Below are 12,771 nucleotides of genomic sequence, written 5' to 3'. Positions count from 1 at the left end.
CCGGGAGGGACCATCTTGCTACAATGCCAACTTCGGTTACTCTTTTTGCGGGCGATGTGGTGGAAATCCTTCATAGCGGGAGGGGGATTGTGAATAAGATCCTTGCGGGCGCATTCTTCCTGGCGACCCTTGTGGCATGCGGGGTGGAATGGTTCCCCAGCAACGAGGTCAGCACCTCATCCGTATCGATATCCACAAAATCGCTCGCTGCAGGGACGGTGGGGACGCCATACAGCCAATCCCTTGTCGCGACCGGCGGTACCTCTCCCTATACCTGGACCGTCAGCAGCGGAGACATCCCAGCGGGGTTGTCACTAAGCACCGCCGGCGTCATCTCCGGTACTCCCACAACCGCGGGGACCTCAACCTTCACCGTACAGCTATCGGACTCCACCACTCCTCCCCTGACGGCAACACAGGAGCTCACCATTGTCATGGCCCTTCCGGGCGCCCTCGCCGCCGGGCAGACCGCAACATTGAGGAGTAACGATTCCATCATGGTACCTCCCGGAACCACCATCACAGCAAATGGCAACAGCATCACAGTAACCGGACACAACGGCAGACTTATCACTTCACCAGGAGCGGTACTGGCCGTCCCGTCGGACGCAACAGAGACTGCAGACAACGTCGTCATCGCCTCGCTGTGAGGAGGATGGACGCAAGCCCCAGAGGAGACATCAGCATGAAAGACATCATTGAGACGCTGCAGGAAAGCGGCCGATTCGGCACGATCCTCTCACTGCTGCACAAGACCGAACTGACCGAGACACTGAAGGGTGCCGGCCCTTTTACCTTCTTTGCCCCCGATGACGACGCCTTTCAGAGGGTGCAACTCGATAGCATCACCGCCGATCCCGACTATCTCCTTTCACTCCTCCACTACCACATCGTGCCGGACAAGTGCCCCGCCTGCGAGATAGCGCAGAAACTGGAGCTCGGGACCATGAGCGGCAAGTCCCTTACCATTCAGCTGGAGGAGGGAGAGCAGGAGGTGGACAACGCCCGTTATGTAATGACTGACATCGAATGCTCAAACGGCGTCATCCACATCATCGACAACGTCTTCCTCCCGCAGTTCTCCGGGTGGTACGACTGACGGAGAGGACGGAGGTAGTAATGTCTGATCGGAAGAAAGTCCTGCTGGTCGGCATCGACCCGTCGCTGATCGACTTCTCCTCACCTGAGTACGCGGCGTTTCCCGGACTGACTGCTGAGAAGGTCATGGCGGGTCTGAAGGAGTCGGAGGAAAAGCTCTCCGAGCTCGGACTCGAAGTAGAGCTTTGTCTGACGGACTTCGGGGAGACGGCCGAGGCGACGGTCAGGGACCGCCTGGAGAGAAAACGGTACCACTGTGTGCTGATAGGGGCAGGAATACGGGCGATCCCGCGAAATCTCCTTCTCTTCGAGAGGCTGATAAACGTGGTACACGCCTGCGCCCCGGAGGCCAAGATCTGCTTCAACACCATGCCGAGCGACAGCGCCGAGGCGGTGCAGCGCTGGCTGTGATCCTTTACCCTCCTTTCGCGAGACCCCTCAAATTGTTTGACTCCCTATGCCATTTATGGAAACCTTAGCCCCCTCTCGCAAGGGAGGGGCGCCCCCCCTGTAGAAGCACCTCACCTTCTTCTTCATCCCGGCAATGTGTTGAGGAATCAAAATTCAGGAGTACCTGTTGAGACCACTAAAAGATCTCTCTTTTTCCGCCGTCGTTGCCGGTTTTGTCGCGGTCGTCGTCGCCTTCACCAGCTCCGCCGTCATCGTCTTCCAGGCCGCACAGGCCCTCGGCGCCAACCCCGATGAGATCGCCTCCTGGATCCTCTCCCTCTGCCTTGCCATGGGCGCCACCACCATCGTCCTCTCGCTGCGCTACCGCGTCCCCGTCCTCACCGCCTGGTCGACACCTGGTGCCGCCATGCTGGTCACGAGCGTTGCCGGCGTATCGATGCGCCAGGCGATCGGTGCATTCATCGTCTGCTCCGCGCTCATCGTGCTATCCGGCGTCACCGGCTGGTTCGAGCGGGCGATGCAGCGCATCCCCCTGACCCTCGGAGCGGCGATGCTGGCCGGGGTCCTCCTGAGATTCGGGTTGCAGGCATTCTCCTCCATGCAGACCCAGCCCATTCTCGTCGGCTCCATGTTTGCGGCATACCTTGTCGCCAGGCGCTGCTCGCCGCGGGCCGCCGTCCCCCTCGTCCTCATCACCGGGACACTCCTGTCGCTCTTACAGGGAAGGCTGCATCTGGAGGGGGTGCCGATGCGCCTTGCACTGCCGCTATTCACGATGCCCGACTTTTCCTTTTCCGCCATCGCCAGTGTGGCCATCCCCCTCTTCATGGTGACGATGGCGTCGCAGAATGTGCCGGGAGTGGCGACAATCCGGACCTTCGGCTACCGTCCTCCGATCTCGCCGCTCATCACCTGGACCGGCGCCTCCTCTCTCCTTCTGGCGCCCTTTGGGGCGTACGCGATAAATCTAGCCGCTATCACCGCCGCTATCACCATGGGGCGCGAAGCTCACCACGATCCGGACAAGCGGTACATGGCGGCGGTCGCCGCTGGGATCTTCTACCTGGTCGTCGGTCTCTTCGGGGCATCCGTCGCCGCCCTCTTTGCCATGTTCCCGCACGAGATGATCGTCGCCCTCGCCGGCCTCGCGCTCCTCGGCACCATCGGCAACGGTCTCGCAGCCGCCCTGCAGAGCGAAAAGGATCGGGAGCCCGCGGTGATCACCTTTCTGGTGACGGCCTCCGGTCTCACCCTCTTCGGTATCGGCGCTGCTTTCTGGGGAATCGTCGCCGGGATCGTGGCGACGCTGGTGTACCGGAAACCGCTCCTTGAGAAGGTGGAGGCGGGCGAGACGGTCGGTGAAAGTGCCTGAAGAAAGAGTCCCGAACCTATCACCCTCTCCCACCGCTTCTCCGATGTCACCCCTGCCGTAGCACCGATCGTGTAGACACACTCACGGACTGACACTCCTTCTTGTTGAAGTATCATTTAGGTGGCGCGCTGCAAAACGGGAGATCTTTCTCCTCTGCGGAAACGATTCACGCGCCGCATTCCCGGATGGAACGGGAGGAAGGAGAAAAGGATGAACGGTCGACTCGAAAAGAAACGGGCGCTGGTTACTGGCGGCAGCCGCGGAATCGGAGCGGCCATCGTGAGACGTCTTGCCAGTGAGGGGGCAGATGTCGCCTTTACCTACATCAGCAGAGGGGACCAGGCGAAGGAAGTGACACAGGCAGCACGCGCCTTCGGAGTGAATTCCTTTGCCCTCAGGGCCGACAGCGCCGACGCGGAGGCGGTCATCGCCGCCGTGGAGAGAACCGTGCGGGAATTCGGGGGGATGGACATACTGGTCAACAACGCCGGAATAGCCGTAATCGCGCCTGTCGAGGAGTTGCGACTGGAGGATTTCGACCGCTCCTTTGCCGTGAACGTCCGCGCCACCTTCGTCGCCATTCAGGCCGCGGTGAAGCACATGCAAAGCGGTGGGCGGATCATCAACATCGCGAGCTGCAACGCCGAACGCGTCCCTTTCACGGGGGGCGCGGCCTACGCCATGAGCAAGTCTGCGCTTGTGGGGTTGGTGAAAGGGCTGGCGCGCGACCTCGCGCTGCGAGGGATCACCGTCAACAACGTGCACCCCGGTCCGATCGAGACGGAGATGAATTCCGCCGGTACCGAATTTGGAAAGATGCTTCTCGAGCACGTGCTGGCACTCCCCCGCTACGGAACCGCCGAGGAAGTCGCGGGAGTGGTCGCCTTTCTGGCAAGCCCGGAAGCCGCCTACATCACCGGAGCAGGGATCTCTATCGACGGCGGTTTCACCGCCTGAGCCGGAGTCTCCCTTCATGGAGGCAGGGTTGACCGTCACGCAGCCGTGCCGCACAGGTAATCAGACGTTGCCCCGATCGCGTGGGGTGAGGAAGCCGAGTATAGCCGCCACCACAAGGAGAGCCGGCACATCCGCGACAAGATGAGCATGATGCTCGGGCCCCGAAAGGGCCTGTGCCGCCATGATTGCCCCGTGCACGACGCTGGACCATACGGTGAACCAGATGAGGCTCAGGTGCTCCAGCGGATTTCTGGATGCGCGAATGAGGAAGATGCCGAGCGTGAAGTAGATCCCCACCATCATCTGCTCGTAAAAAGCCTGGTGCGGCGCCCAGCGCCACCCGAAAGGCCACACCAGCATGAGCGGCCCGACCAGCAGAAATATCCCCCCGAGGATGAGAAGCGCGATGCGCAGAGCCTTCAGGCGTTGAACCTCTCTATCCGATGAACCTTCCATGACAGTCTCCCCCGTTGTTTCGTCCCAGATCGTTGTGCTTATTCCGGCCTCCATTGGCCTTACAGCATATCTGTAGGCCGGGATAAGCCGGAGGCGTTCCCGGCGGTCCACACGAGCCTACGCCGGAATCCCAAGCTGTCACAAAACGTCGACAAGATACGCGGCGCAGCCACCATAGCGCAAGGCCAGCTTATGGTTGTGCTGCAAGCGCCACCACAGGCAGTGACGATGGCGACCGTGCAGGTACTCCTGTGTAAAGTCTGACGCTGCGCAGGATGGTGTCCAGTCTCCAGTTGGAGGGGCCTCGGTGGAAACTTCTCGGCGCACCGTGAAGCTGAGAAGCGGCAGGGATTTTCTTGATGAGGAGGGTTGCGGCTGAAAGCCGGGGGTGCTGGAATGGAGCGCTGCTACATGATCGGGGAGAGCAGGTGGGCGAAGAACTCCTTCGTCTTCTGCGAGAGGGATCTTTTCTTCCACTTTGCCAGGGTGACCTGTTCCGATTCCGACAGGTCGGCCGCAAACATCTTTCCCATTTCCAGTGCGAATTCACGCCCGATAATCACTGCGTTGATCTCGTAGTTCTGCGACAGGCTCATTGGGTCCATGTTGGTGGAGCCGACGGTTGACCACACGCCGTCGATGACGGCCGTCTTTGAATGGAGCAGCGCCCTTTGCCTCTCGTACAGCTTCACCCCCGCCTTCAGCAGGTACTCGTAGTTGTATCGCATCGCGTGGAGCGCCACCTTCGAGTCGCTCACTGAAGGGAGCACGATCTTTACGTCCACCCCGCGCTTCGCAGCGTCGGCCAAAGCCTCCAGAGTGCGCCGGTCCGGAACGAAATAGGCATTGGTGAGATGTATGGAATGCTCTGCAAAAGCGAGTGCTGCAATGTAGGAAATGTAGTTGATGCGATTGTTTTCTCCGGGGGTGCTGGAGATCGCCCGGACAAGGTCATCCCCCTCTTTCTTGAGCTTCGGGAAGTAATTCCTCCCCGCTAGAGGGGAACCTTGCTGGTTTGCCCACATTTCCAGAAATTCCTTCTGAAACTGTGCCACGACCGGCCCCTCGAGCTGAATGTCAGTGTCACGCCAAGGCACCGACGGCCTCTTTTCCTGCTTCTTCTTGAAAGGGGTGCTCGCATACACCCGGCTGATATTGATCCCTCCCGTTATCGCCACCCTCCCGTCCACAACCAGCAGTTTTCGGTGATCGGCATGCACCGTCGGAACATTCTCTCCATTTTCCGCACCGAGCGGGTGGACCGCGACCACGTTGATTCCCGCCTGCCGGAGCCGGTCGAAGAAGGAAGCGGGAGTAGTGATGCTCCCCATGCTGTCGTACATGAAATTGACCTGCACTCCCTGGGACTGCTTCTTCAGGAAGACATTGGCAAAGGCGCGCGAAATCTCGTCGTCGTCGATCTTGAAGGTCTCTACGTTGATGGTCTCCCGGGCACTCTCCATTGCCTTGAACATGGCCGCATAGGTGGATCTGCCGTCGATGAGGAGCGTGACCTTGTTCCCGGCGGTGAGGGGGTGGCCGCTCACCATCTCCAGCACGGCATTGTGGCGCTGCAGCAGATCAGTCGGCTTCGCCCCCTTCTGCAGCCGTTCCATGAGAGCTCTGCTCTGTTCGCGGGACAACATCCTTTTGGAGGTGAGGATCTTCGGAGCGGCTTGTGCGGGAGCGTGGTCGGTGATCTTGGACGCGTCCGGCAACGTAGCGCAACCAGCACTGTAACTGACAATGGCAGTTGCGATAATCGACCTAAATGTAGTCATGTAAGTCACCATATCTGAATTGTAAACTATCTGCGGGCGAACTTCCTGTCGTGTCGTGAGTTATGCCTGCAAGGGAGAAGGGTTTTGTCACAGTGCGGGAGGACTTCTCTTCTGGCGTCGTTCGGGTGACGGCTCAGTTGAGGGAACAGCTGGAGCCGATGAGGAAACTACGTGCGTATGGGACTTTTCAAGAAAGGGCCTCACGCGCTTTACAAACTGAACGAGCAGTGGCAGAACACGTGCCCTTTTCGCTACAATAGGAGTGCCTTCACGAGGACCTGGCGCAGGTCCACCAATAAGAGAGATCCGGAGAAGAGATGAAAGTAATCTACAGCGCGCAGAACATTTCGCTGGTCAGCGTGATCCAGAGCATTATCGAAGGGGAAGGGATCAACTGCTGGGTGAGGAACCAGTACCTCTACGCCGGGATGGGGGAGATCCCGCCGATAGAATGCTGGCCACAACTGTGCGTGGACGACGAGGATTATGCTCGGGCACGGAGCATAGTAGAAGAGGCGATGGCAGAGAAAGATCTGGCACCGTGGCGATGCCCCTCCTGCGGCGAAGAGCTGGAGGGGCAATTCTCCGAGTGCTGGAAGTGCGGAAAAGGGCGGCCGTGAGGAGCGAAGAAGGTGGAAATGTAGGGGGATAAGCCTAACTGCTTACGCAGATTGCCCGACTCCAGCGAGCGTAATAAGCCTTAACTCGCCCTGCTACAACAAGTAGGAGGAAAGTGTGTTGCGTGTCTTCAGTCTTCACGCCATAGCCCTTTTGTCCCTTGCTGCCAACGCAGTCAAAGCCGACGATAGTGTTACTGCACCGGAGTGCTCCGCTGATATCTGCTTTTTTAACGTTATCAAACCGAAGGTTATAGATGCGCCATGTGTTGGTGCGTCGGTTCTCGTGGCCTACAGTAAGTCGAGCGGCACCACGATCATACAGTGCAGCAAGCCGTTCTATCCAGATGAAAACAAAATCTTATTATATGATCGCTTTAATCAGTCTTCGGGATCATTTGAGTTAGAGGGGGGAAGGTTCCTACGTACAGATTTTTTTCTAAGCGAAGGACCTGAAGGGATTCCGGACAAATTTGGACCGGTACCTCTATGCGGCACCAAGCATCGAGAGCCGCCAGCAGACGGTGTGCTTGCTCTGGTAAAAAAACGGCCGAATAATTCGGAAGAAGCCCCATATTGCTATGAAACCTTTTACGCGAGGGTTCGGAAGGGGCTGACGCTCCAGAATGAGTCGGGTCAGGAACAACCGCCCGCCTCAAAGCGTGCCCGCGCAAAGTGGCACGCGCTCCAGAGAAAAATAAGCAGTTATATTAAGTAATTGTCCTATCCTCCCGATAATGTCATAACGCCAGAGCGGAGTCAAAATCGAGACTCGACTCCTCTGCTTTCTATAACTTCATCAGGAGAAGTACAATGCACTTTGTAACCGAAGCGATGACGCAGATCGTGGATTTTATACTTGAGGTGGACAAGCTAAAGAGCGTAACTCGCAAAAACCGCCCGCTGGGGCTCGACCGCTACGAAAACTCGGCGGAGCACAGTTGGCAGATTGCTCTGCTCGCAATGTCTCTTGCGCGGTACGCCGGCCCGACCATCGACATGAACAGAGTGATCGCCATGCTGCTAGTCCACGACATAGGAGAGATCGACACAGGGGATACCCTTGTCTATGCGACAGACGGCTGGGAAGAGCGTAAAGCTGCAGAACTCGCTGCGGCTAAAAGAATCTTCGGCATTATGCCGGAACCGCAAAGCTCGAAATTTCTGGACCTTTGGCTGGAGTTCGAGCAGGCTGAAACGGCAGAGGCCGTTTTCGCGAACGCCGTGGATCGTGCCATTCCGGCTCTACTCAATCTGGCTCAAAACGGACAAAGCTGGCGCGAAAACGATATCAGTTACGAAAGAGTGGTAAATCGCATCGGTCCGCCGATCAAGGCGGGCTGTCCTCCGCTGTGGGAGTATCTGCTTTCCCGCCTCAATGTGGAGCGCGAAAAGGGATGGTTCGGACCTGAAGGCTGACAGGAGTAGGTCTCGCCCTGATCGGAACGTGCAAGCATGGTCAGATGGTAGACATGGGAGGCGCGGACACACCCTGGTGCACACGACACGAAAAAAGGGGTTACCCTTAACGGATAACCCCTTGATTTCTTATGGCTGCGGGGAGAGGATTTGAACCTCTGACCTTCGGGTTATGAGCGCAACCTCCCGCCCCTACCCCACCCCAAGAAAATCAGCGACTTGCTGCCAATCCAACAGGTTAGCCAGCTTCCGACGGCTTCCTAAGTAACACATGTTTACCATCTTTGCAAGGTCATAGGGTACGGGTTAGGGTACAGGGCACGCCCGAGGGGTCTCTAGCGGAACTGACAAGACTCGCAATCATCAAAGGCGCACAAATGCCAAACAGCATATCGTTACCTATGCAGCAATTCTCGGTCACTCGGTCTTGGTATCCCTCTACCTCTTTGTGCCAGGGACGCCAAAGCATTCTGACCGGCCTCCGTCTCGACAAGAACCATTGAATGCCCGCCGCACTTTGGACAATGCCACACCTTGTGGAAAAAGGCGACATCAGTGAAGAAGATCAGGTTCGTGAAGAACTCCACCAAAAGCCGGCCAAAGCTGACTCTCGGTCCTCCCCTGTAGAGGCATTGAGTGCAGATATGATTATCTTGTTTTGCCATCTCTTTGTCCACTTTCCGGTTTAGAACCCAATTAACGTAGGCCATGAGTGGATTCATTCTCACTAAGTCATAAATATAAGAGTTGGCGAATCGATCCACATAGCTCCATACGTGCAGACCCCACCAATCACAAAATCTGAAAAGCAAATCGAAAGGTTCATCCACTGTCTTTTGAAAAGAAACGAAATTCCTTCGACAAGTTTAGCTAACATGAATATAAATATGACTAGTAGCAAAACTACTTCAGCTGGAATCAGAAGGCTGGAAGTATATGGCTCTGGACTCGTTACATTTAGCTGGAGTCGATGCAACGTTGCCATTATAAGAAGCCCCCCTCCAGGAACAGTGAGCATCCACCTCCGAAGATGCAACGTACTTTTTCTGAGTACCTTATTCATAAGTTGTTATGCATTCTTTCCCTTCTCAAAAAGGATGTTGACGGCGCCCGGCTATTGCATTGCGAGAGTCAGCCAAAAAAAGCCAAAAGCTACAGACCATACAATGGGCTAGGTTAATTCCGATTGCGATATTGTTGCGTCGCTCCTGGCTCCAATAGCATCTCGAAAAGAGATAAACTGCCGACGCAGCATACGTCACTATGAAAATGCCGGAACAGGTGGCATCAGTTAAGCCGAGAAGTGCACTAAGAGCAGCCATAAAAGCAAAGCCACTAACACCGCAAACTCTTCGATGGGGCTGGTGATGTAGTGATTGACGTGAAGGCACAGTGCCGCAAGGAAAGGCGGAAGCATGATGATCCCGATCTGCACTGCGACATACCGGCTTTTGGTCATCGTCGATCTTGACCCCCTTTCCTTTTAATGGCTGCCCAACGCTTACTGAGCAATTCATGGGCTCGCCAGCAAATTGCGATTTGGCGACCTTGGTCGGAGGTGCATACCACAATTGCAAATTTTTTAAAAGTCTATTACAACCGCACCTCCTTCTTGAACGGCTCATGCTCAGACGATCAACAGCCATGGGGCTAGCCTGGCATCCGACACGCAAAAAAAAACGGGGCTCGCCCACCGCTGCCGATGGCAGCGACGGGCAAGCCCCGTTCACCTATTACTTGTAATGTTTTGTGACGCCCTCTCGGCCATGCCCGAGGTATTCAGCGATATCCTTATCGCTCTTCCCTTCGCGGCCAAGATTCTGGGCCTTTTCGTGACGCCACAGAGGACAGGGGGACGTCCATAACTTCATAAGTTTCTGCAGCAGCTAGGGAGGACGTCGATAAGAAGAGAGGGCTGAGGGGGACAGACACCTTTGACGTGTTGAAGGAAAGGGGGGGACTCGCACCTGTAGGCCCCCCAAGCGTGCACAATGGTGATACAAAGAAAGCAAAAAAGGGATCAACCGTGATGGTTGATCCCTTTGTGTTTGTTTGGTTGCGGGGAGAGGATTTGAACCTCTGACCTTCGGGTTATGAGCCCGACGAGCTACCGGACTGCTCCACCCCGCGTCGTGAGACAAACCTTTTACCATACCCTTTCCGGCTGCGTCAACTATTAAAATCACTGCTGCTACTTTTATACTTTCTCCCCCCACCACACACTGACTCTGCCCCGACATGAACTGAGCTGTACCCCCATCACATACCCCGCCAGCGTTGCGCCCGACTCCACCGCCCCGCCTTGCTTTTGATCCGGTAGATATTAGAATCTCTTATGGAATTACAGTTCTGTGCGCGAAAAGCCGCACCATTTAACGGAGTCTGGTCATGCTGAAGGCCGAGATGAAGAGCTTTGTGAATCCTGATGAGGTCCGCACCTTTCCGAAGGGGAGGCTCGACCTCATTACCCTCGGTGACGTCACCGTCGGGCGGCTCACGCTGGAACCGGGGTGGAAGTGGTCGACCTGCGTCCAGCCGATCGTGCAGACGAAGAGCTGCGAGGCTCCGCACTTCCAGTACCATCTCGCCGGCACGCTGATGGTGATTATGGACGACGGCAGGGAGTTCCTCTGCAAGGCCGGAGGTGTCTCACTTCTGCCGGAGGGGCACGACGCCTGGGTGGTGGGAGACGAGCCGGTGGTGATCGTCGACTTCCAGGGGATGCTCGATTACGCGAAGCCGAAGGAGTGAACGACAAAGACGGAGCAAGTGCCATGTGTAAAGCTGGCTGGGCAAAAATTGGCGCCGCTCTGGTCGCGGCACTGCTTCTCACTCTCTCCACCCACACCGCACAGGCGCGCGACCCGCAGGACATCGTCTTCGATTCTGTCGGGGTCGACGAGCATCTCGCTTCCCACGTCCCGCTCAATCTTCCCTTTGTCGATCAGACGGGGAAGAAGGTAACGCTCGCGAACTATTTTACCGGCACCCCGGTCATCCTCACCCTCAACTACTATTCCTGCCCCACCCTCTGCCCCCTCATCTTCCGCAACCTCGTCGATACAATCCACGGGATGAAGGGGCTTTCCCTCGGCAAGGATTACCGCATCGTTACCGTAAGCATCGACCCGGAGGAGACGACGGCAGCTGCCACCCACAAGGCATCAATGACGTACGGGATGCTCGGGGGGGGGGCCGACGCCGGGCAGAAGTGGAGCTTCCTGCTCGGGCAGCAGCCGGAGATAGATCGCCTCGCAAAGAGCGTGGGCATGCGCTACATGCGGGTGGGGCACGAGTTCGCCCACCCGAGCATCATGGTGATCCTCACCCCGGACGGCACGATCTCCCGCTACCTCTACACGGTGGACGTGAAGCCGCGCGACCTGAAGATCGCCCTTCTGGAGGCCTCCGACGGCAAGATCGGCGGCTCGCAGATATTGAACCAGGCCCTTCTTTTCTGCTTTCACTACGACCCTGTCGGTAAAAAGTACGAGCTTATAGCCACCCGCATCATGCTGGTGGCCATGATCGGCGTTCTCGTCATGCTGGGGATGCTGCTGGCTGTTCTTTGGCAAAAGGAAAAAAACAGTCCTCAAACATGAGGCAGGCCCTCTCCCGCCGCGCGGGAGCCGGACCGGTGTCAGCGATAGAGACTATCAACCGGGGGGGACAGCATGCCGGACCTAAGCTCCCTTTACAGCGAAGCCTCACTGGCAGCCCATGACGTGGACGCGGTTTTCGTGTTCATCACCATCATCTGCGCCTTTTTCTTCGTCCTTACCCAGGGGCTTTTGATCTACTTCGCCCTCAAGTACCGCCGGAGAAAGGGGGTCGTGGAGGAGACTCCGTACATCAGCGGTCACACCATCCTCGAGATCATCTGGGTGATCGTCCCTTCCCTCCTGCTGGTGGCGATCTTTGCCTACGGCTTCATCGTCTTCGTAAAGATGAGGACTCCGATCCCCGGCGCCACGGAGATTCAGCTCTCCGCGTCCCAGTTCTCCTGGAACTTCAAGTACCCGAACGGACACACGTCCCTCAACGAACTGCGCCTACCGGTGGGGAAACCGGTGAAGCTGGTGATGACCTCCACCGACGTCCTCCACGGCATGTTCATCCCCGCCTACCGGCAGAAGCAGGACGTGCTCCCGGGTCGCTACACCTACCTGTGGATCCTACCGAAGCAGACGGGGAAGTTCGACATCTACTGCTCGCAGTACTGCGGCAGCGGCCATTCCCTCATGCGCGGCACGCTCATCATCATGAGCGATCAGGAGTACGCGCAGTGGCAGGCGCACGAGGCGCAGGAGGCGGCTGCCCAGGCGACCCAGCCGCCGGAGAAGAAGGGGGAGGAAGCTGTCGAGCACGCCGGCTGTCTCGGCTGCCACTCCATTGACGGGATGGCTAAGGTGGGACCGACACTGAAGGGGGTCTTCGGCAGGAAGGTCGAGCTTGCCGACGGCAAGACGGTCACCGCCGACGAGGAGTACCTGAGGGAATCGCTCGTGGATCCGAACGCGAAGGTCGTGAAGGGGTTCCAGCCGATCATGCCGAGCTTCAAGGCGACGCTGAAACCGGATGATATCTCGGCCGTCATCGCCTATCTGAAGACGCTGAAGTAAACCGCGGGCTTCTGACCCGGGTGCTGCAGCCGGACCTG

Annotated in this window: 13 protein-coding genes and 1 tRNA gene; 11 read left to right on the top strand and 3 right to left on the bottom strand. The window is 57.4% G+C overall.

Annotated elements, in window-relative coordinates:
* The first annotated feature begins 89 nt into the window (after positions 1–89).
* From LPW11_RS16795 to LPW11_RS16775, 5 genes are all read left to right on the top strand, one after another.
* The gene (locus LPW11_RS16795) at positions 90–650 is read left to right on the top strand and encodes an Ig domain-containing protein (protein WP_230995029.1); all 561 of its coding nucleotides are present in this window, start codon (positions 90–92) and stop codon (positions 648–650) included.
* A gap of 35 nt (positions 651–685) precedes the next feature.
* The gene (locus LPW11_RS16790; RefSeq protein WP_230995028.1) at positions 686–1,099 is read left to right on the top strand and encodes a fasciclin domain-containing protein; all 414 of its coding nucleotides are present in this window, start codon (positions 686–688) and stop codon (positions 1,097–1,099) included.
* Positions 1,100–1,119: 20 nt separating this feature from the next.
* Entirely contained in the window at positions 1,120–1,509 is a 390-nt protein-coding gene (locus tag LPW11_RS16785) for a hypothetical protein (protein WP_230995027.1), read from the top strand.
* A gap of 166 nt (positions 1,510–1,675) precedes the next feature.
* Positions 1,676–2,881, top strand: a complete 1,206-nt coding sequence (locus LPW11_RS16780) for a benzoate/H(+) symporter BenE family transporter (RefSeq protein ID WP_230995026.1) — start codon at positions 1,676–1,678, stop codon at positions 2,879–2,881.
* A 210-nt stretch (positions 2,882–3,091) separates the two neighbouring features.
* On the top strand, positions 3,092–3,838 hold the full coding sequence (locus tag LPW11_RS16775) for a 3-oxoacyl-ACP reductase family protein (RefSeq protein WP_230995025.1): 747 nt from the start codon (positions 3,092–3,094) through the stop codon (positions 3,836–3,838).
* 60 nt (positions 3,839–3,898) lie between these two features.
* Here LPW11_RS16775 and LPW11_RS16770 read toward each other — a convergent pair whose 3' ends face one another.
* Together LPW11_RS16770 and LPW11_RS16765 are read right to left on the bottom strand one after the other, a co-directional pair.
* Positions 3,899–4,294 (bottom strand): DUF6632 domain-containing protein, encoded by a 396-nt coding sequence (locus tag LPW11_RS16770; protein ID WP_230995024.1) that lies wholly within the window; start codon positions 4,292–4,294, stop codon positions 3,899–3,901.
* A gap of 407 nt (positions 4,295–4,701) precedes the next feature.
* Complete coding sequence (locus LPW11_RS16765) at positions 4,702–6,075, bottom strand: phospholipase D-like domain-containing protein (protein ID WP_230995023.1); 1,374 nt, start codon at positions 6,073–6,075, stop codon at positions 4,702–4,704.
* A gap of 317 nt (positions 6,076–6,392) precedes the next feature.
* Between LPW11_RS16765 and LPW11_RS16760 the strand changes: the two genes are divergently transcribed.
* The 3 genes from LPW11_RS16760 to LPW11_RS16750 all read left to right on the top strand — a co-directional run bounded on the left by LPW11_RS16760 (position 6,393) and on the right by LPW11_RS16750 (position 8,111).
* Positions 6,393–6,695: a putative signal transducing protein gene (locus tag LPW11_RS16760; protein WP_230995022.1), complete on the top strand. Its 303-nt coding sequence runs from the start codon at positions 6,393–6,395 to the stop codon at positions 6,693–6,695.
* A gap of 115 nt (positions 6,696–6,810) precedes the next feature.
* The gene (locus LPW11_RS16755) at positions 6,811–7,410 is read left to right on the top strand and encodes a hypothetical protein (protein ID WP_230995021.1); all 600 of its coding nucleotides are present in this window, start codon (positions 6,811–6,813) and stop codon (positions 7,408–7,410) included.
* Between the two features lie 95 nt (positions 7,411–7,505).
* The gene (locus LPW11_RS16750) at positions 7,506–8,111 is read left to right on the top strand and encodes an HD domain-containing protein (protein WP_230995020.1); all 606 of its coding nucleotides are present in this window, start codon (positions 7,506–7,508) and stop codon (positions 8,109–8,111) included.
* Between the two features lie 2,053 nt (positions 8,112–10,164).
* Here LPW11_RS16750 and LPW11_RS16745 read toward each other — a convergent pair.
* Positions 10,165–10,241: transfer RNA gene (locus LPW11_RS16745), tRNA-Met, on the bottom strand.
* 258 nt (positions 10,242–10,499) lie between these two features.
* Here LPW11_RS16745 and LPW11_RS16740 point away from each other — a divergent pair.
* From LPW11_RS16740 to coxB, 3 genes are all read left to right on the top strand, one after another.
* Positions 10,500–10,862, top strand: coding sequence for a cupin domain-containing protein (locus LPW11_RS16740; RefSeq protein WP_230995019.1), 363 nt, complete (start codon positions 10,500–10,502; stop codon positions 10,860–10,862).
* A 23-nt stretch (positions 10,863–10,885) separates the two neighbouring features.
* Positions 10,886–11,713 carry an SCO family protein gene (locus LPW11_RS16735; RefSeq protein ID WP_230995018.1) on the top strand — a complete coding sequence of 276 codons (828 nt, stop codon included), beginning with the start codon at positions 10,886–10,888 and terminating at the stop codon, positions 11,711–11,713.
* Between the two features lie 72 nt (positions 11,714–11,785).
* Entirely contained in the window at positions 11,786–12,733 is a 948-nt protein-coding gene (gene coxB, locus LPW11_RS16730; RefSeq protein WP_230995017.1) for a cytochrome c oxidase subunit II, read from the top strand.
* Positions 12,734–12,771: the final 38 nt, after the last annotated feature.

The organism is Geomonas sp. RF6, from assembly GCF_021044625.1.
Taxonomy (GTDB): Bacteria; Desulfobacterota; Desulfuromonadia; order Geobacterales; family Geobacteraceae; genus RF6.
The sequence above is the reverse complement of the archived record's forward strand: the minus strand, read 5'-3'. Positions and strand labels throughout refer to the sequence as shown.